Annotated in this window: 12 protein-coding genes and 1 pseudogene; 6 read left to right on the top strand and 7 right to left on the bottom strand. The window is 55.5% G+C overall.

The features are described 5' to 3' along the window. Positions 1 to 14 precede the first annotated feature (14 nt). Entirely contained in the window at positions 15 to 2,090 is a 2,076-nt protein-coding gene (glgX, locus tag NB069_RS11130) for a glycogen debranching protein GlgX (protein ID WP_250589403.1), read from the top strand. Here the strand turns inward: glgX and NB069_RS11125 are convergent. After that, positions 2,087 to 2,371 carry a VF530 family DNA-binding protein gene (locus NB069_RS11125; RefSeq protein ID WP_250589402.1) on the bottom strand — a complete coding sequence of 95 codons (285 nt, stop codon included), beginning with the start codon at positions 2,369 to 2,371 and terminating at the stop codon, positions 2,087 to 2,089. The two genes, glgX and NB069_RS11125, sit on opposite strands and share 4 nt — an antisense overlap. A gap of 81 nt (positions 2,372 to 2,452) precedes the next feature. Continuing rightward, positions 2,453 to 2,830: a RidA family protein gene (locus tag NB069_RS11120; protein WP_250589401.1), complete on the bottom strand. Its 378-nt coding sequence runs from the start codon at positions 2,828 to 2,830 to the stop codon at positions 2,453 to 2,455. Between the two features lie 163 nt (positions 2,831 to 2,993). Between NB069_RS11120 and NB069_RS11115 the strand changes: the two genes are divergently transcribed. After that, positions 2,994 to 3,614, top strand: coding sequence for a LysE family translocator (locus NB069_RS11115; protein ID WP_250589400.1), 621 nt, complete (start codon positions 2,994 to 2,996; stop codon positions 3,612 to 3,614). Positions 3,615 to 3,680: 66 nt separating this feature from the next. Continuing rightward, the gene (locus NB069_RS11110; RefSeq protein ID WP_250589399.1) at positions 3,681 to 4,091 is read left to right on the top strand and encodes an ASCH domain-containing protein; all 411 of its coding nucleotides are present in this window, start codon (positions 3,681 to 3,683) and stop codon (positions 4,089 to 4,091) included. Between the two features lie 175 nt (positions 4,092 to 4,266). Here NB069_RS11110 and NB069_RS11105 read toward each other — a convergent pair whose 3' ends face one another. The 4 genes and pseudogenes from NB069_RS11105 to NB069_RS11090 form a co-directional block, all read right to left on the bottom strand. Further along, complete coding sequence (locus NB069_RS11105) at positions 4,267 to 4,782, bottom strand: GNAT family N-acetyltransferase (protein ID WP_250589398.1); 516 nt, start codon at positions 4,780 to 4,782, stop codon at positions 4,267 to 4,269. Positions 4,783 to 5,358: 576 nt separating this feature from the next. Then, positions 5,359 to 6,972: a restriction endonuclease gene (locus tag NB069_RS11100; protein ID WP_350223415.1), complete on the bottom strand. Its 1,614-nt coding sequence runs from the start codon at positions 6,970 to 6,972 to the stop codon at positions 5,359 to 5,361. A gap of 276 nt (positions 6,973 to 7,248) precedes the next feature. Next, positions 7,249 to 7,469: pseudogene (locus NB069_RS11095) on the bottom strand (VapC toxin family PIN domain ribonuclease); the annotation flags it as partial. A 145-nt stretch (positions 7,470 to 7,614) separates the two neighbouring features. Then, positions 7,615 to 8,892 carry a glycoside hydrolase family 10 protein gene (locus NB069_RS11090; protein ID WP_250589396.1) on the bottom strand — a complete coding sequence of 426 codons (1,278 nt, stop codon included), beginning with the start codon at positions 8,890 to 8,892 and terminating at the stop codon, positions 7,615 to 7,617. 232 nt (positions 8,893 to 9,124) lie between these two features. Here NB069_RS11090 and NB069_RS11085 point away from each other — a divergent pair, with 232 nt between their 5' ends. The 3 genes from NB069_RS11085 to cydB are packed head-to-tail and all read left to right on the top strand — an operon-like array spanning position 9,125 to position 13,879. Continuing rightward, the gene (locus tag NB069_RS11085) at positions 9,125 to 11,521 is read left to right on the top strand and encodes a membrane-bound PQQ-dependent dehydrogenase, glucose/quinate/shikimate family (protein ID WP_250589395.1); all 2,397 of its coding nucleotides are present in this window, start codon (positions 9,125 to 9,127) and stop codon (positions 11,519 to 11,521) included. Continuing rightward, positions 11,518 to 12,903 carry a cytochrome ubiquinol oxidase subunit I gene (locus NB069_RS11080; protein ID WP_250589394.1) on the top strand — a complete coding sequence of 462 codons (1,386 nt, stop codon included), beginning with the start codon at positions 11,518 to 11,520 and terminating at the stop codon, positions 12,901 to 12,903. The genes NB069_RS11085 and NB069_RS11080 overlap by 4 nt, the downstream gene beginning before the upstream one ends. Next, positions 12,896 to 13,879 (top strand): cytochrome d ubiquinol oxidase subunit II, encoded by a 984-nt coding sequence (gene cydB, locus NB069_RS11075; RefSeq protein WP_250589393.1) that lies wholly within the window; start codon positions 12,896 to 12,898, stop codon positions 13,877 to 13,879. The genes NB069_RS11080 and cydB overlap by 8 nt, the downstream gene beginning before the upstream one ends. A 93-nt stretch (positions 13,880 to 13,972) precedes the next feature. Here the strand turns inward: cydB and NB069_RS11070 are convergent, their stop codons facing one another. Beyond that, positions 13,973 to 17,764 (bottom strand): NAD(P)-binding protein, encoded by a 3,792-nt coding sequence (locus NB069_RS11070; protein WP_250589392.1) that lies wholly within the window; start codon positions 17,762 to 17,764, stop codon positions 13,973 to 13,975. Positions 17,765 to 18,051: the final 287 nt, after the last annotated feature.

Below are 18,051 nucleotides of genomic sequence, written 5' to 3'. Positions count from 1 at the left end.
AGGGAGAGACTTTTATGGCAAATGCGAAATCCTATGAAATTCAGGCGGGCCAGAGCTACCCGCTCGGCGCAAACTACGACGACAAGGGCGTTAACTTTGCGCTCTTTTCGGCCTGCGCTGAACGCGTTGAGCTGTGCCTTTTTGACCCTACGGGTCAGCACGAAATCGCCCGACTGGAGCTGCCGGAGTACACCGACGAAGTGTGGCACGGCTACGTTCCGGATCTGAAACCGGGCGCCCTGTACGGCTATCGCGTTTATGGTCCTTACGATCCGGAAAACGGCCATCGCTTTAACCCGCATAAACTCTTGCTCGATCCCTATGCCCGCGCCCTGACCGGGGAGCTGAAATGGAACGCCGCTCATTTTGGTTATGAACTGGGGCATGACGAGCTCGATCTGAGCTTTGATACCCGCGACAGCGCGCCGTTCACGCCGCGATGCCGGGTGATCGACCCGCGGGTCTTTGACGGACAGGATCCGCATCGCCCGTCGGTGCCATGGTCTGAAACGATTCTCTATGAAACGCACGTGAAAGGCTTTACCCAGCTTCATCCGGCGATCCCGCCTGAACTGCGCGGCACGTTTGAGGGGATGGGGCATAAAGCGATTGTCGATTATATCAAAAGCCTCGGCATCACCTCCGTGGAGCTGCTGCCGGTGCACGCTTTCCCGGACGATCAGCATCTGCTGGACAGGGGGCTGAAAAACTTCTGGGGTTATAACACCCTGAACTTCTTCTCCCCGGCGTCGCGCTATTACGGCCCTAACGGCATTCAGGGGTTCCGCGACATGGTGCGAGCCTTCCATGATGCGGGTATCGAAGTGATCCTCGACGTGGTCTATAACCACACCGCCGAGGGTAACGAGCTTGGTCCGACCCTCTCGTTCAAGGGGATCGACAACTTCTCGTACTACCGCACCATTGCCGGCCAGCACCGCTACTATGTGAATGACACCGGCACCGGCAATACCCTGAATACCTCGCACCCGCGGGTACTGCAGATGGTTATGGACTCCCTGCGCTACTGGGCTGAGTCGATGCATATCGACGGCTTCCGCTTCGATCTCGGCACCATTCTGGGGCGCGAGCCGGAAGGGTTTGACCAGCGCGGCGGCTTTTTCGATGCCATGATGCAGGATCCGCTCCTCTCACGGCTGAAACTGATCGGCGAGCCGTGGGATATCGGCCCCGGCGGCTATCAGGTGGGGGGATTCCCGCCCGGCTGGGGCGAGTGGAACGATAAATACCGCGACACCGTGCGCGAATACTGGCGCGGGGATAACGTCTCGTCGGACTTTGCCGCGCGCCTGCTCGGCTCCGGCGATCTCTACGACCAGCGTGGCCGTCGCCCGTGGGCCAGCATCAACTTTATTACCGCTCACGACGGCTTCACCTTAAACGATCTGGTCTCCTACAACGAGAAGCACAATGAGGCCAACGGCGAGGATAATAACGATGGCCACAATGATAACCGGTCATCAAATTATGGTGTCGAAGGCCCGACCGACGATGAGCAGATTAACGCCCTGCGTGAACAGCAGAAGCGCAACTTCCTGACCACGCTGCTCTTCTCACACGGTACGCCGATGCTGCTGGCCGGGGACGAGTTTGGCCGCAGCCAGCTGGGGAACAATAACGGTTACTGTCAGGACAGTGAAATTAGCTGGGTACACTGGGAGAATTTGCCTACCAGCGCCGACGCGCTGCGTAACTTCACCCGCCATCTTATTCAGCTGCGGGCCAGCCAGCCGCTGTTGCGCCGTGAAAGCTGGCGTGACGGAATGGAGATCCAGTGGTACAACGCGGGCGGCGGGCCTCAGCTGCCGGAACACTGGGATGAGGGCACTACCCTTGGGCTCTATCTCACCCGGGCCGATCTACAGGGTCAACACGGGGTCTGGGAGGAGGTGCTACTGTTGATCAACCCGTACGAGGCTGCTGTCCCGTTCCGTATCCCGGAATGCGGGGAAGGGGGCTGGGTACTGGAGCTGAGTACGGTGGAAGGTGACGACCTGGAACGGGCCGTTACCCCGGACACTGACTTCCCGCTGGCGGGCCGCAGTATCGTGTTGTTACGCCGACCTTAACGGTTGGCGCGCGCTCTGGCCCACGGGCTGGTGGTATCGTCGTCGGCGTTGCCCGGCGCGGTATCCTCCAGCGAGTCCAGATACAGGGTTTCGACTTCGGCGCGGGCCCAGGGCGTGCGGCGCAAAAACTTCAGGCTGGATTTCACGCTGGGATCGCTGTTAAAGCAGTTGATTTTAATCAGCTTTCCCAGCTGCGCCCAGCCGTAGCGCGCCACCAGGGCGTTAACCATCATCTCAAGCGTGACGCCATGCAGAGGATCTTTGGAAGGGTGAGCGGTCATAAGCGTCCGTATTATCAGGTCAGGATTGGAAGCGGGGAAGGTTACAAGAAAAGCCGGGGGCCAGCAACGTACCCATGGACACTACAGGCTGAAGATCGCCTCAATTTCGATTGAGAGGTCCGGTGAAAAGAGGCGGCTGACCTCCACCAGCGAACTGGCAGGCAAATGTTCACCGTAATTACGGTACAGCACCTCGCGCAGCGCATTGATCTCAGCAAAAGAGGTGATAAAGATGGTCACTTTAATGAGTGACGAAAAATCAGCGCCTTCTGAACAGATAATTTTCCGTATCTGACTAAAAATTTCCTCGGCCTGCGCCGTGATGCCTTTATGTTGCGCGGGTGTGCCAAAAGCGGTTAATCCGGATATGTAAAGCGTATCAGCATGCTTAACGGAGTGGACATAGGGGGCTTTGACGTCCCCCAGTTCAGGGTAATTCTTTCTTACCAGTTTGCTCATGTCAGACACCTTTTCTGGACATTCACCGTTCGGTGAAATTATGAATCCACAGTAGACGAACAGCTGTCCCGCCGCTACTACCAGATATGTTTACTCCCCAAAATGTAAGGGGTTGAACGCAAGCTAATAAGTGGATAGCATCCGCTCTTTCGGAGAAAGAAAAATGTCTGTCACCGATTCACTTCTCGCGTTCTCACTCGCTGCACTTTTACTTACCCTGACACTTGGTCTGGATACCGCACTCATTCTTCGCACCGCCTGTGCGGAAGGCGGAAAAAAAGCCTTTCAGGCTGCGCTGGGTATTGATGTGGGCTGTTTCATTTGGGGTGCGCTGGTCGCGCTCGGTCTGGGGGCGCTGCTGGCGGTCTCAGAGCTGGCTTACACCATACTGAAAATCTGTGGCGCCGCGTACCTGTGCTGGTTGGGCTTACAGCTGCTGAGACGCCCTCGCACAACGTTCAGTCACAACGAAAGCGGCCTCGCATCTCAGGGAAACTGGTTTATCAAAGGTATGCTGGGCAACGTGCTTAACCCTAAAATCGGCATTTTCTATGTCTCCTTTTTGCCGCAGTTTATCCCTGCGGGGCACTCTCCGCTGATATGGACCTTTATTCTTGTCAGCATCCACGTTGCCATCGGGACGTTGTGGTCTGTCACGCTGATTTTGTCGACTCATTTTGCGTCAGACATTCTGAAGAAAAGCCGCGTGGTTAAAGCGATGGACAGGGCAACCGGATGCTTATTTTTAGGTTTCGCCGCTAAACTTGCCCTCAGCTCGAGGTAGCCCTGGCGCAGGCCCGGCAAGTGAAGCGCCCCCGGCGCTTTATTCATACGATTATTAAGGATTCTTATGCATACCATTGATGGATTAAAAGTGAAGTATCCGGGCGCGGATGTGTGGCAGATGGGGGATAGCCCGGCGCTGGCCAGCGAGCTGGCAGAGCTGATTGCTAAAGGAATCAAAACCGCCACCTGTGGTTCCCTGGCGTCTTACCAAAAAGAGGGCGCCGCATCCAGAATCGGCAGCTACATCATCGTTCTTAACGGACAGGAAGAACCAGCCTGCGTTGTCAGGCTGGTTTCAGCGCGTCTGGTGCGTTATTGCCATGTCACCGCTGAGTTTGCCCGTAAAGAAGGTGAGGGTGATTTAAGCCTTGAGTACTGGCGCAAGGAGCATCAGCGATTCTTTACGCAGGAAGGGACTTTTTCTGAGGATATGGAGCTGGTTGCTGAAGAGTTTGAGGTGGTTGAGTTACTGTAATTCGTTTCCTGAAAGAGGTACCTGTGGAATATCAGAAGTCATTGCAGCAAATATAGTCTGGTTCGATGCAGAACGTTGCAGTCACGAGCGAGAGGATTACGTCTGGTTCCGGTTGTTTGTCGTCCAGGACATAACTTTTTTAACGCTACCCTCGCTTGCACGGGGTAGCCAACACTTAAGCAGGCCTGCGTATCTTAAGCTCATACACCACACATGGTACATCGTAATGCTGCTCTATTGCTTTGTAAGACATACCTAACCTTTGCATCACACGCTGCGAGGGGATATTTTCAGGATCGGCAACAGCAACCAGATAAGTTGCGCCAACCTGTTCCGCCGCGTAATCAACGATCGCATGAGCTGCCTCTGTTGCAAAGCCCTTGCCGTTATGTTCCGGGACGAGACGCCAGCCAATCTCTAAGGGTGCGCCATCCACGTTTGCCAGGTGCTGGAGGCATGCTGCGCCAACGATCACGCCAGAGGACTTCTCTTTGATAGCCCACCATGAGTAGTTATACTTTTTCCAACGTGCCTGGACTCTTCTTATACCTTCCCAGGTTTCTTCGGGCGTTTTAACGATACCTCTGGTGATATAACGCATCACTCCGGCATCACTATCCATTACCCTCAAACCTTCGTAATGAGAGTCATCATAGGGCTCAAGCTTTAAACGGGGTGTTTCTAAATCCATCTACTGTGCCTCTTACCTGAAGATATGACTTTCGGTGAACTTAACCAAATAACACGACGTAAACAACATCGGCTTCTGGCGCAAAGCGAACATTTCGCCCGTTACCAGACGGCCAGTGTGTGGGCCTGGAGTTCCTCCAGTATCATCTCATTCATTTCCTTCAGCGTGGTACCGATTAAGACGGACCAGCCAAACTGAACCCGGAGCTCTCTTATCCGCCGTGCATACTCGCTAATCCCGGCCACTACCTACACGAACTGAAGGTCTGCTGCGAGCGAGGAGCGGACGTTCGCTAAATCTTGAAATCATCAGGAATGTGCGAAGGCACATAGTTCTCCATGCTCGCTGCCAAAGTAGCGTTATCTACTCTCTAAAGAGAATATGCGGATTTGAGGGGTATTTACAGTTATTGCGATATAGTAATCAACGGGTAGCAGGTTGGTTTAATGGGATAACAAAATGGGCAGGAAACTCTGCCCTAAGCTAATATCCTTGATTTACTCGTTTAGAAATCTTGTGCTGAATTTCTAATTTCAAACATTCGCGACAAACATTATACCGAGTCTGGAAAAGTAATTAAAAATTGGGGTTGATGCGTGCTGATATCCCAGCATGCTCTTTTAAGAGGTAGAGAAGTCCGGCTCCATCTATGAGTTCGATTGGTTTGTCTTCGCAGAAACGATATGCATCTTTACCGTATTGACTTGTACACACCAGAATACCTTTGTTAGCACCTTCATTCATCATTGTTCCATAAAGATCTCTAACAGAACTGACACCGACAGTATCTTTATATCTTTTAGCCTGAATCACCACTTTGCCACCGAGTATCGGGCGTGTGTCGAATGCCACCGCATCAACGCCACCGTCTTTCGTACCTCTGGTGAGTTTGGTATCCAGTCCCATTTGGGTGAAAAGATTTGATACTAATACCTCAAATTCTGACGGTGAAAGTTCCATAAGGTTTGGTCGTGTTTCAAGGGCAGATAAAGCATCACCTTGTTCAATAAAGCGTTTATCAACCATGTTAAATTCGATAATAGGCTTTACTGCCTGAAGTTCATCTGGCCGCCCTGAAACTTGTGCACCTAAACTTCTAAGGCATGCACTCTTTTCAACCCTTTCGAGTTTTATTTGCATAAAATCGTCCTTGTAAGCACGGGCAGATACTAATGTGACTTTAGTGTCATGCCCGCTTGTAGGATCGATAGTTTCGATTACACCGTTAAACAGAACTGATGTTAAAGCAGATGCCTTGTCAGCTTCGAAAAGCTCATGCATTGTGCGGAGTGTGATCGCGGCGATTATGTTTTGATAGAGTTCTTTGATCTCGCCAATCTTTCGCGCCTTGGCATCAATGGCATCTCTCGTTTTGACATATCTGTATTCCAACTCACGCGGTACTATTGCAATATCAGGTAAGTTGTATTCAACCAACAACTCCTTACTGTCAGGTAAATAGGCCAACCTAAAGGCTTGTGGGAAGCCGTTCTCAGGATATTCAGACCGTGTCAACACCATTTCGCAATATGCCAACACGCTGTCAGGATCGCAGTTAAGGTAGTCTTGCTCAAACAGGTCAACTTCGTCGTGCTGACTTTTTATTTCTTCGAGGTAAGCAGTTCTTCGGGCCTGATAATCAGCAACTAAAGCATCAAGCTCAACTTTCTGGCTTAAAAGTTTAATTGAATGATCTTCCTTACTTTTATTGAAAGATTCTTCTGCCTGCTGCAATTCTCGATAATATCTGTTCTTTACCCATGGGAAAATAGACTTCCATGCAGCTGGAGCATGCACAACTTTTATCTCTGGCTCCGGGTCTGGTAAGAGATGCTTAGGTGTTTTGAAGTCTTCGAATTTTGGATGTTTTTTCAGTGCCGAAAAATCAATCGAATCATCAAATTCGAGAGTATGTTCCAGAAGTGTTGAAAGCGCGGAGATAGTCTCGTTCAGCTCAGCGTTAAGATCGGAAACTTCATCTTGACGTTCTTCCAAATACATGGCTTTTGCTAACTTATCAGCCTCCTTTTGCTCGCGAAGTTTCTGAGCATTATCACGCTTTATTTCGCGCTCTATTCGGCGAGCCTCGGCAAACTGATGGCGCTCTGCTCTCTTACGTTCACGCTCTGCTGCTGCTACGGCTCTGCCTGTAGCACGTATAAAACCTTCAAATCCTGATCTCCGTCCCATCCCAATCCCCAACATAAAGTTCAGTTCGCAACAAGGGAAGTTGCCTCAAGCAACCTTCCATCTAATTAACCTGAAATTAATCTACTTTATTCGCACCAACTCAATCTATAACATTTTAAAAAAGCAATTAGCCCGCATCTCAAAATATACAGGTTTGTTTTCTCTTATCCAATCAACGGAGTGCTGATCATGATCACTAACTGATTGAGTACTGTTTTATCAACTTCCGCTTCTGGCACAGACCGGACATTACGGTTTTCAGGATTCTTTCTTCCGTCAGCCAGCCCAGTCTTCCAGTACCCGTCCAGGCACAGGCTCGAACTCACGCACGTTGTTTGTCGCCAGCACGGCGCAGGCGGCAATGGCATGCATGTCGTTGGGATCGATTGGCGTACCGACCATCCGGCCATGGTCAGCGTAGCCTTAATCTCAGTGGTTGCATCCACAGCGGCGCGATCCCTGGTGAGGATTGCATCGTGACGGGCGCAAAAAGAATCGAATTTTGCTTAATTAACTGGTGCAGTAAAGGTTTGTTCCAGAAACAGGCAGGCGCATGGAGGAAGAAGCAGCATAATGGATAAAAATATAGAGCCCATGTATTCCATGGACTCTTTCTGAGATGCCTCGATTAACCGTTACCCTTTACGATCCCCAGCGCGTCCTTAAATACCGCACCGCATCCCGCGCCTGGGGCTGATTAAGATTGTCCTCGCGGAACAAAATCGTGCCGTCGATATGCGGCTCGGATTCGTTCAGATCGAGCTGTTTTTTCAGCTCCGGCACGCCGCCGTTCACCGTCCAGTCGGGCTCTTTGCTTGAGGGTTCGCCCACTTTGTACAGCGCCACGCCAATATAGAGGCGCGTATGGGTCGGCTTCACCACGTTAGCCCACCATTTTGCCAGTACGTCATAGCGCGCCGCATCCCGGGCAAAAGGCCAGTAAAGCTGAGGGGCGATATAGTCCAGCAGGCCCTGCTGCACCCAGCGACGGGTATCGGCATAGGACTCGTCGTAAGCCGCAGCCCCGCGAGTGTCGGATCCGGCCGGATCGTGGGAGCGGTTACGCCAGACGCCCGCCGGGCTTACGCCAAACTCCACGTTCGGGTTTAACTGCTTAATGGTGCGTGATACCTGAGTAATCAGCTGCTGGGTGTTGTTGCGTCGCCAGTCGGCTTTCGAGTCAAAGCCCTGACCATACTGCCGGTACGTCTGACTGTCGTTCAGCTTCGAACCCGCGGACTCGGCATAGAAGTAGTCATCAAACTGCACCCCGTCGACGGGATAACGGGATACCACTTCGGCCACAATGCTGGTGATCCAGTCCCGCGCCTCCGGAATACCGGGGTCGAGGACAAAACGATCGCTCGCGGTACGGATCCACTCCCGGTGCAGAACATACACGCTCGGCGGATGCAGCGTCAGGGTACGATTCAGCTCTGCGATCGTACCGGGGCGGGTATTGGTCGTCACGCGGTAGGGGTTAAACCAGGCGTGAACTTTCATCCCGCGCTTGTGCGCTTCATCGAGCATAAATTGCAGGGGATCGTAGCCCGGGTCTTGACCAATTTTGCCGGTCAGCATATCTGACCACGGCAATATTTTTGACGGCCACAGGGCCGTACCGTCCGGTTTCACCTGGAAAAATACGGTATTGATCCCGAGGCTTTTCAGGTTATCCAGCTTGTCGGTCAGCGCCTTTTGCTGCATGGCAATTCGCGATTCGGCGCTCCGGCCGTTCACTGACGCCTGCGGCGGCCAGTCGAGACGGGAGACGGTGGTCAGCCAGACGCCGCGCACCGGCTGGTGGTTCGCGGTTTTATCAGGCAACGGATGTTTCGCCACGGGGGGCAGCGGAGTGACCAGGGATTTGGGTGGGGTTGAGCTGCAACTGACCAGTAAAAGCGCCCATGCGATAAGCATGCCGGAACCTTTAAGGTGGGTGGCTAGCCGGGAACGAGATGAACAGGCGATGATGATAAGCTCCATTATACAAATTTCGCCGGGAACATTTATTGTCGTTCTATTCGGAGGGAAGTCAATGCCGTGGAGACTGGCAAAATGTCTGCCCTGGCGACTTTCCGACCACTTTCTTTGTGCATCCCCCAAAAAGTTTCTTAGACTTTATTGACGTTAATTTACAAAGAAGGTGGCTATGCAGCAGATATCCTCTCGTCTTTGGGCTGTATTGACCGGCTCTCTGGTTGCCCTTGTTGGGCTCGCATACATCGTACTGGGCGGCTGGCTGGCGTTCGTTGGCGGTACGCTTATTTTTCTCCTGCTGGGTGTCGGCTTTTTTATCAGCGGAGTGCTGCTGTTCCGCCAGCGGTTTTCTGGCGTCTGGCTCTATCTGCTGATGTTTCTTGCCTGCGCAGGTTGGGCAATATGGGAGGTGGGGCTGGATGGCTGGCAGTTGATGCCCCGCCTGCTGGTGGTTGCGGTACTGGGGGTGTGGATCAGTATGCCCTGGGTGATGCGCCAGCTCGCCCTCACGCCCCCGGCCAGGCACAAAGGGATGGCCGCAGGCGGGATCTATCTCGCCGCCATCGCCGCTATCTTTTACTTTGGCTGGCACATCTCCGATACCCGGTTTATCCATCCCCAGCCGTTTCCGGCGAGGGATGCGGCGCAGGTGTCGCGGGGCGATAATGACTGGAAATACTATGGCCGCACCGCCGACGGGCAGCGTTTTTCCCCGTTGACGCAAATTACCCCGGAGAATGTCAGCCAGCTGCAGCTGGCGTGGCGCTTTGATTCCGGGGATGTGAAACGCGTAGGGGAGGATAAAGCCGGTCGCGAATTTAACCTTGAGGTGACGCCGGTGAAAGTGGGGGATGTACTTTATATCTGCACCCCGCACCGACAGGTTATCGCCCTCAATGCAACCTCCGGCAAGCCGCTGTGGAGGTTCGATCCGCAAAGCGATACCTCGGCCAATGAGTATCTGGCCTGTCGGGGCGTGGCCTGGAGTGAGGATCCTGCTGACACTGACTGTCCGCAAAAGGTCATTACCACCACCACCGATGCCCGGCTGGTGGCGCTGAATGCCGAAACGGGCAAACCCTGTCGCCGTTTTGGCAGCCAGGGTTTTGTCAGCCTGACGGACCATCTGGGCGAGGTTCCGCCGGGTTTCCACTTCATCACCTCCCAGCCGCTGGTTATGGACGGACGGATCGTTCTTGGCGGCTGGATCTATGATAACCAGTCCACTGGCGAACCCTCCGGCGTGGTGCGGGCCTATGACACCCAAAGCGGCAAACTTGTCTGGGCCTGGGATATGGGACGTAATCCCGCCAACGCGCCGCTGAAACCTGGCGAAGAGTATACCCGCGGCACGCCTAACGGCTGGGGCACCTATACCGCGGATCCGCAGCTGGGGCTGGTTTACATTCCTGTCGGTAATGCCACCCCCGACTATTACGGCGCCAGACGGCGCGACTTTGACGAGATTTACTCCAGTTCGCTGGTGGCGCTGGATATCCGCACAGGCAAAGAGCGCTGGCACTACCAGACGGTGCATCACGATGTCTGGGACTATGATGTGCCCATCGGCCCGACGCTTTTCGATCTTCCTGATGGTAACGGCGGGATAACCCCGGCACTGGTGCAGACCACCAAGATGGGACAACTTTTCCTGCTGGACAGGCGCACCGGAAAGCCGCTTGCCGCAGTTAATGAAAAACCGGTTCCCGTGACACCGTCACTTCCGGGGGAGCGGCTGTCGCCTGTTCAGCCGGATTCTGTCGGCATGCCGGATCTGGCACCTGCCGATCTGCGGGAAACGGATATGTGGGGCGCGACGGCGTTTGACCAGCTGCTGTGCCGGATCCAGTTCCATCAGTACCGCTATCAGGGCAGGTTTACGCCTCCCGCAGAGGGAACGTCCATCGCCTTTCCCGCCTTCGATGGGGTGATTGACTGGTATGGCGCCTCCGTGGACCCGCTTCACCATGTGCTGATTGCCAATACCAGCTACATTCCGTTCACCATGGAGATCATGAGAAGTGAGCAAGCCATTCAGAAAGGCTTAATGAAACCCTGGTCGGGATGGGGAAGCGGACAATCCTATCCTAAGCCGAAAGAGTTTGCCGTCGGGCCGCAGTACGGTACGCCCTGGGCGGCTATCGTTAAGCCCTGGCTCAGCGCGCTGGATGCCCCCTGTAATGCGCCGCCGTGGGGGAAAATTTACGCCATCGATCTGGTCAGTAAAAAAATCATCTGGGAACGTCCGGCGGGCACTACCCGGGATATGAACATTTTCGGGACGCACACCAACGTGCCGCTGCCAACGGGCATCTTTATGATGGGCGGAAACGTCATCACCCGGAGCGGGCTGATCTTTACCGGCGCCACGGCGGATGACTACCTGCGAGCCTTTGATGAGGCCAGTGGAAAAGAGCTCTGGCGCACCCGGCTGCCTGCGGGCGGGCAGGCGACGCCAATGACCTATCAGGCCGGGAACGGGAAGCAGTACGTAGTGATTGCCGCTGGCGGTCACGGCGGGCTTGGCACCCGTTCAGGGGATGCGTTGATGGCGTATGCGCTGCCATGACGCCCGAAACGGCACTCCTGCTGGCCCGCGGCCAGTTTGCCTTTACCATCAGCTTTCACATCGTGCTGGCAGCCTTTACCCTCGGGCTGGCGCAGTTTTTGATGGTGCTGGAAGGGCTGTGGCTGTGGCGCAAACAGAAGGTGTGGCTCAGTCTCTGGCGCTACTGGAGTAAGGTGTTTGCCCTTACTGTGGCGGTAGGCGTGGTGACCGGGGTGGTAATGGAGTTCTCGTTTGGCACCAACTGGAGTGGGCTGGCCAGCCGGACCGGAGCGGTACTGGGGCCGATGCTGTACATGGAAGTGCTGGTCGCCTTCTTTCTCGAAGCGGGCTTTATGGGGGTGATGCTGTTCGGGATGAATAAGGTGCGTCCGGGGATCCACTTCATGGCGACCTGCATTGTGGCGCTGGGGTCGTTGTTCAGCGCCTTCTGGATCCTCGCGGCCAATTCCTGGATGCAGACGCCGGACGGGTATCTGACGGGGGCTGATGGCCGCTTTATTCCTGTTGACTGGTGGGCGGTGATTTTCAATCCCTCTTTCCCCTGGCGAATGGGGCATATGGTCATGGCGGCCATGCTGGGAACGGCCTGTCTGGTGGCGGCCTGCGGGGCGTGGCATCTGCTGCGCGAACCCCGGCATCCGGCGGCGCGGCGTATGTTCTCGCTGGCAATGTGGACGCTGCTGGTAATGGCGCCGCTGCAAATCGTGCTGGGAGACCTGCACGGGGAAAATACCCGGGACCATCAGCCGGTGAAGCTGGCCGCCATCGAAGGAAGCTGGGATCCGCCTCCACCAGGGCGTGGCGAACCCCTGCGGCTCTTTGCGTTACCCGATATGTCGCTGCACCGTAATCGCTATGAGCTGGCTATTCCGGATATCGGCTCTCTTTACCTGCGCCACAACCTGCAGGGTACTATCCATAGTCTTAATCAATATCCCGCAGATGAACTGCCCTGGGTGCCGCTCGTGTTCTGGGCCTTTCGCATTATGGTGGCGCTCGGGATGCTGATGCTGGTGGCAGGGACGAGCGGGCTGGTTATCCGGTTGCGAGGGCGACTCTGGCAGACGCGCTGGCTTCTGCGTCTGATGGTGGTGATGGCGCCCGCCGGTTTTATTGCCATGCTGGCGGGGTGGATAGTGACGGAAGCCGGACGGCAGCCCTGGACCGTCTACGGCCTGGTGCGCACGTCAGAGAGTCTCTCTCCCCTGGGAGCGCAGATCGTTCTCGGCTCGTTTATTCTGATCGTCACGCTTTATCTGCTGCTGTTCGGGCTGGGAATGTGGTTTCTGTTGCGCCTGCTAGCCAGACCCCCGGAGCCAGAAGAAGAGGGGGCGGAACCCGATGTGGCCCGACGCACGGGCAGGGGGGAATACGATGCATGAGTTGATGGACGAACCGATTTTACACGTATTGTCGGCGGCCTCGCTGGTGCTGAGCCTGTGGTTCTACGTTCTGCTGGACGGGACGGACCTCGGGAGCGGCATGCTGTGCGCCTTTCAGCGCGACGAAGACTCCCGGCATAAGATTGTGCTTTCGCTCCTGCCCATCTGGGATGGGAATGAAACCTGGCTGGTGCTGGCAGCGGGCAGTCTCTTTGGCCTGTTTCCCGTGGCCTATGCCATTATCCTCAGCGCGTTATATGTGCCGGTCTTCATGCTGGTGCTGGCCCTTGTCGTACGCGGGATGGCGATTGAGTATCGCGCCAGCGCGCCTAAGCTGTTCGACGGGATGCTGGTGGCGGGGTCACTGGTGGCTACGCTTGCGCAGGGGGTGATTGTCGGGAGTCTGATCCAGACGATCCCCACGGATGGGCAGCAGTTTACCGGGTCGGGATGGGAGTGGTTAAGCCCGTTTCCGCTATTCTGCGGCCTGACGCTGGTGGTTGCATACTGCCTGATGGGCGAAGGCTGGCTGCTCTGGCGCGGGACCGGGGCGCTGATGCTCCGGGCGCGGCGGGCGATCCCCTGGCTGGCGGCGATAACCCTGGTGCTGTTGTTCGGCGTACTGTTCTGGAGTATTCAGTTCCAGGCGGCCTGGCGTCTGCATCTGCAGGATCCCCGGGTCTGGTTGCCGTTTGCCTCTGGCGTGGTGGCAGGCACGCTTTTGCTGTGGTTTGGCCTGACGCGCCGCGCTGAATTTTTACCCCTTGCCGCGATCCTGATGCTGGTCAGCTGTGCGTTTGGCGCGCTGGTATTTACCCTTTATCCATGGATTGTGCCGGCAACCCTCACGGTTCAACAGGCTGCGGCCCCGCCACAGACGCAACGTTTTCTGCTGATAAGTTTTGTGCTGCTGGCACCGCTGACGCTGCTGTACAACACCTGGGGGTTCCGATTGTTCAGCGGTAAGATCCGATAGCAGGCAGAGGACAGGGAGGAATAGCCTCTGCCTGATGCGTTACTGCGCCAGAATGGCCGCGTCGCTGCGCGGCAGACCTTCTGTCAGGGTTTTTTACGCCCGGGAGTGTAGACCACTACGAAACGGAGTCCGGTACGCAGACTGCCGCACCTTTTCCACCGCCGTTTTTCCGGCGATAAAGGCATGGTCTGAATTGTAGTACTCCCATTCGCTGTAACGTCCGGCCAGAGTGATGCCGTGCAGCAGCAGCCATTTCCTTATCACCTCAACGTTCTCTTTACGATGCTGGTCATAAATGACATAGGCGTAAGGGATATCGATTTGATTGCTGGTGACGATCTCATCACTCTGCGAGATGATCCCCACGTCAATGCACTCCTGAATACATCTGTCGATCAGTGCCTGTCCGTCGGCGGGCAGAGGTTTATCCGGGGAGTAGCTTATCTCGCAGGTCAGGCCGCACGCGCCCGGCGGGCTACAGAAGGGGCTGGCGTTGCCCTGCACAAAGATGCGATGAAATACCGTCTTACCGGCGTAGTAGATCCAGTGTTTATCCGTCAGATTGTCACGATTAATGCCCAGATTGACGCAGCGCACCGAGACGTGACGCAGTCCTTTGGCGGCTTTGCGCACATCCGGCGGCACTTCGTCGCCCATCAGGCGGATGAGTTCCGGCAGCACCAGGGTGCTGATCATCTGTTCATAGCGATACTGTCTGCCGTCAGAGAGCACCACGATGTGCTGGTTGACGTAGATTTTGCTGACCTCCGCGCCTGTCTCGATGCGGCCCTTAATATGGGGTAAAAAACCTGACATCAGCGCCTGGAAACCGCCTTTCAGTGGATAGCCGAAACGCGCATTTGGCCCCATAGGCTTCGCGGTTTCGCCCAGCGCCCCCTCGATAATCTGATCCAGGTCCGGCAAGGGGACACGTCCCCCCAGCCATGAGGTCTCCATTTCTGAGAGCGGTACCGTCCATAATTTTTTGTTGTAGGGAATCGCAAAATGGCGGGCGATCCCTTTCCCCCAGGTCTCATAGATAAAGGCTTCAAAGCTGCCTTCAGGCGACGTCTGCCGGCCTGAACTGGTATAGTCCGGCACTGCGCCATCGGCACAGCAGTCATGATGATTATTGTCGCAGCCCGGAGCCATGCTTTTTACTTCTGCGCCCGTGCCGTATCGCGCCTCGATGGCGCCCAGAATGCACTCTTTGATCACCGGCGCGGGCAAGCCGTAAAGCGATCCCTGGAAGGGGTAGCGGGTGTACACGCCGTCGGTATAGACCCAGGCCTCACGGATCTGCCAGTGAAGGTTGTCGCCCAGCAGGATGTTGTATAGCGCCAGCACCTCTTCATCGGCGGAAAACATAATGTGCCCCGCATAGTCGAAGGTAAACCCTTTGTCCTGAACCGAGCGGCACAGGCCTCCCACCGTGTCATTACGCTCCAGCAGGGTTGCGCCTTCGCCAAAATGGTACGCCGCGCTAAGGCCGGTTGGCCCGGCACCCAGAATTAAACAGCGTTCGGTTTCAGAACCGGTTCGGGCCGGTGGAATAAGACGTAATACCGGTGGGGAAGAGACGTCGTCGCTTACGGCCTCTGCTGCGGCGGTTGATCTGGCCTGATGGCGCGCAATCGCCTGCGCAATCAGTTCATGCATTTTCTGCACGGTTTTATCCCAGGAGGTACTGGCGACAATCTCCTGCATGGTTTGCCGCTGCGAGACGCGTTCCTCCTCTGACAGCGCCAGCGCGCGCTCGCAGGCGTCGACAAAGGCGGCATGATCCCGGGCGACGGCAACCACGTGGCCATAGGGTTTTTCGACATCGGCAATGGCGGTACTGACCACCGGCAGCTGCGCGGCCATGTATTCGAGCACTTTCGTCGGGCTAATAAAGCGCGTGGACGCATTCAGCGCAAACGGCATCAGGCAGACGTCCCAGCCGGCAAGGAAATGAGGCAGGGCCTGGTAAGGCTGCATGCCGGGATAATGGATATTGCTTCTTTGCGGCAGGGTTGACGGGTCGATCTTCACTACCGGGCCGACCATCACGATTTGCCACTCCGGATGCGCGTCCGCGAGTGTGGCGATAAGCGTGAGATCCATCCGCTCGTCAATCACGCCGTAATAGCCCAGCCGCGGATGGGGAATCTCATCCTGCAGAGGATGGTGGTTCGCGCGATCCAGTGCCTGTTCAAAATGCGCTGCGTCCACGCTACTGGCAAAACAGTGAATGTTCGGGTGACGACCTTTCCTGGCCGCATACAGACTTGGACCACCGGTAAAGACAATATCCGCGCGCGTCAGCAGGGCGGATTCACGTTGCAGAAGCTGGCGGGGCGCTTTCTCAAAGGCGGCCAGTTCATCCATGCAGTCGTAAACCACGACGGCTGGCGTAAAGATTTTCAGCAGGGGGAGCGCCATCGGCGTGTAGAACCAGACGACCGGGGTGTCATCCTCCTTGCGGATCGCTGATAGCAACGTTTCCAGCCAGGCGATTTGCTCATCGTGAAAACCCGGCTCCGTAGACGGCGTATGGGGTTGAATGACGGTCACATTCGGCGCGGGCCGGGATACCTTCAGCTCCGGTTTACCCGCTGACCAGAGCGGCTCTTCGATAAACAGGATCTCATAGTGCTGAGCAAGCCGCGTCAACAGATGCTGCGGGCGCTGAAAAACAAAATCCCAGCGCAGATGACTAAACACATAAATTTTTTCCATGCCTGATACCTCTGTGCTGGTGCAGGTAAAGACGCCAGTTAACTGTTGAAAGTGTTCCAGCCGGGACTGGGTTTGTATAAGCGCACGTGCATAAACGGCATTAAGCCGCCTCTCTTTTTCTGGCGACAGGTCCCACAAGCCCGAATGGTGCCAGAGCGTGCTGTTTTCCCAGTCGGGCCGGTCAATAATCGGGTAAAGGCAAATGCCCGCGATCTCCACGCCTGCAAGCTGCGCCTGGGCCACCTCTGAGGCGATATCCTTAATCCAGGCGCCGCGCCCGCTCCCCACATGGCTCGTTTCGGCAAGCAGAATCGGACGCTGATAGCGTTCCCAGGCCTCCTGTAACATTTCATGCAGTCGCCGTCGGCGACGATCGCCCAGATGCCACGGCAGGCGTTGGTTGTTGCCCGTCATCCACTGATTGTCGTGGTAGTAATTGGCGCCGAGCAGATCGAGATAGCGTGGATGCCCGCCCAGCTCAGGCTCGTATCTGCCTGTCAGCATGTCCCACGCCTGAAACTGTGCGGTACGCAACGCCTCGGTTTGCTGAATGTTGACAGGATCGCTGTCCGGGGAGATCAGATGGATTAGCGGGTCGCAATGTAAAATTCTCGCCCTTGGGTCGGCCGCCCGGATGGCATCACAGGCCGCTATTGCGGCGCGAACCAGCTGTCGTTTGGCCTGCATGCCTTCGCCGATGCCCGGCGGGGAGGTGGGGAAAAGCCCCACCGAAATGCCCCAGGTTGTGAAGGAGATTTCATTGATCGGGGAATAGACGGGCGGCTCGTCATACCAGGGGCGCAAAAAAGCGGCCAGAGACCCGCACAGATGTGCGAAACGGGAGACAAATTCCTCTGAGAAAAAATCGATATTGTCAGGAAAGCCGTAATGACAGATCGTCCAGCAAACCTGCACGCCGGTGTCTTTTGCCGAAATCATCTTTTTGGCGACGGTTGTGAAATCGTAACCGCCTGATTTATCGACCAGGCGCCAGCCAACGCTCTCTCTTACCGTACACATATTGAACGGATTCAGCGCACGATAATCTGCGGCGTGCTGTGTGTCGTGTGCCGTGGCGTTATCCATTGAAAGGGCATTGCCTGCCCGCGTGACAAAATCCGCGCCTTCAAAACCTGCCTGCCAGAAAGACCTGAATATCGGCATAGAGTGGCTCCCGTAGGGGGGGGTAAAATAATATTAATGGCCTCTGGGTTTAAGCCTGTTTATTAATAACCCAGACCTACGGTGAAAAATAAGCGCGAGAAAAAATTGACCCATATCGTTTGCTAAAACATTCGACCATAATTAACCCTCCACACTTTTCATCAACAGCGGAATAGGGCAAAAGGAATAGCCCGGCGTTCACCCGTTTTATGTCTGCATCCTGTGTCTCAAAGAGGAAAAACTGTTACCCTCTCTTTCAATGATAGCCGCGGATGCAGGTGTGGCGC

The sequence above is a fragment of the Leclercia adecarboxylata genome (assembly GCF_023639785.1).
GTDB lineage: Bacteria > Pseudomonadota > Gammaproteobacteria > Enterobacterales > Enterobacteriaceae > Enterobacter > Enterobacter adecarboxylatus_D.
Note: the sequence above shows the minus strand (reverse complement) of the source record. Positions and strands in the feature narration are given on the sequence as shown.

Coding starts and splice junctions, on each gene's coding strand:
- glgX (WP_250589403.1), top strand. CDS start 15: ATGGCAAATGCGAAATCCTATGAAATTCAGGCGGGCCAGAGCTACCCG.
- NB069_RS11125 (WP_250589402.1), bottom strand. CDS start 2,371: ATGACCGCTCACCCTTCCAAAGATCCTCTGCATGGCGTCACGCTTGAG.
- NB069_RS11120 (WP_250589401.1), bottom strand. CDS start 2,830: ATGAGCAAACTGGTAAGAAAGAATTACCCTGAACTGGGGGACGTCAAA.
- NB069_RS11115 (WP_250589400.1), top strand. CDS start 2,994: ATGTCTGTCACCGATTCACTTCTCGCGTTCTCACTCGCTGCACTTTTA.
- NB069_RS11110 (WP_250589399.1), top strand. CDS start 3,681: ATGCATACCATTGATGGATTAAAAGTGAAGTATCCGGGCGCGGATGTG.
- NB069_RS11105 (WP_250589398.1), bottom strand. CDS start 4,782: ATGGATTTAGAAACACCCCGTTTAAAGCTTGAGCCCTATGATGACTCT.
- NB069_RS11100 (WP_350223415.1), bottom strand. CDS start 6,972: ATGGGACGGAGATCAGGATTTGAAGGTTTTATACGTGCTACAGGCAGA.
- NB069_RS11090 (WP_250589396.1), bottom strand. CDS start 8,892: ATGCTTATCGCATGGGCGCTTTTACTGGTCAGTTGCAGCTCAACCCCA.
- NB069_RS11085 (WP_250589395.1), top strand. CDS start 9,125: ATGCAGCAGATATCCTCTCGTCTTTGGGCTGTATTGACCGGCTCTCTG.
- NB069_RS11080 (WP_250589394.1), top strand. CDS start 11,518: ATGACGCCCGAAACGGCACTCCTGCTGGCCCGCGGCCAGTTTGCCTTT.
- cydB (WP_250589393.1), top strand. CDS start 12,896: ATGCATGAGTTGATGGACGAACCGATTTTACACGTATTGTCGGCGGCC.
- NB069_RS11070 (WP_250589392.1), bottom strand. CDS start 17,764: ATGCCGATATTCAGGTCTTTCTGGCAGGCAGGTTTTGAAGGCGCGGAT.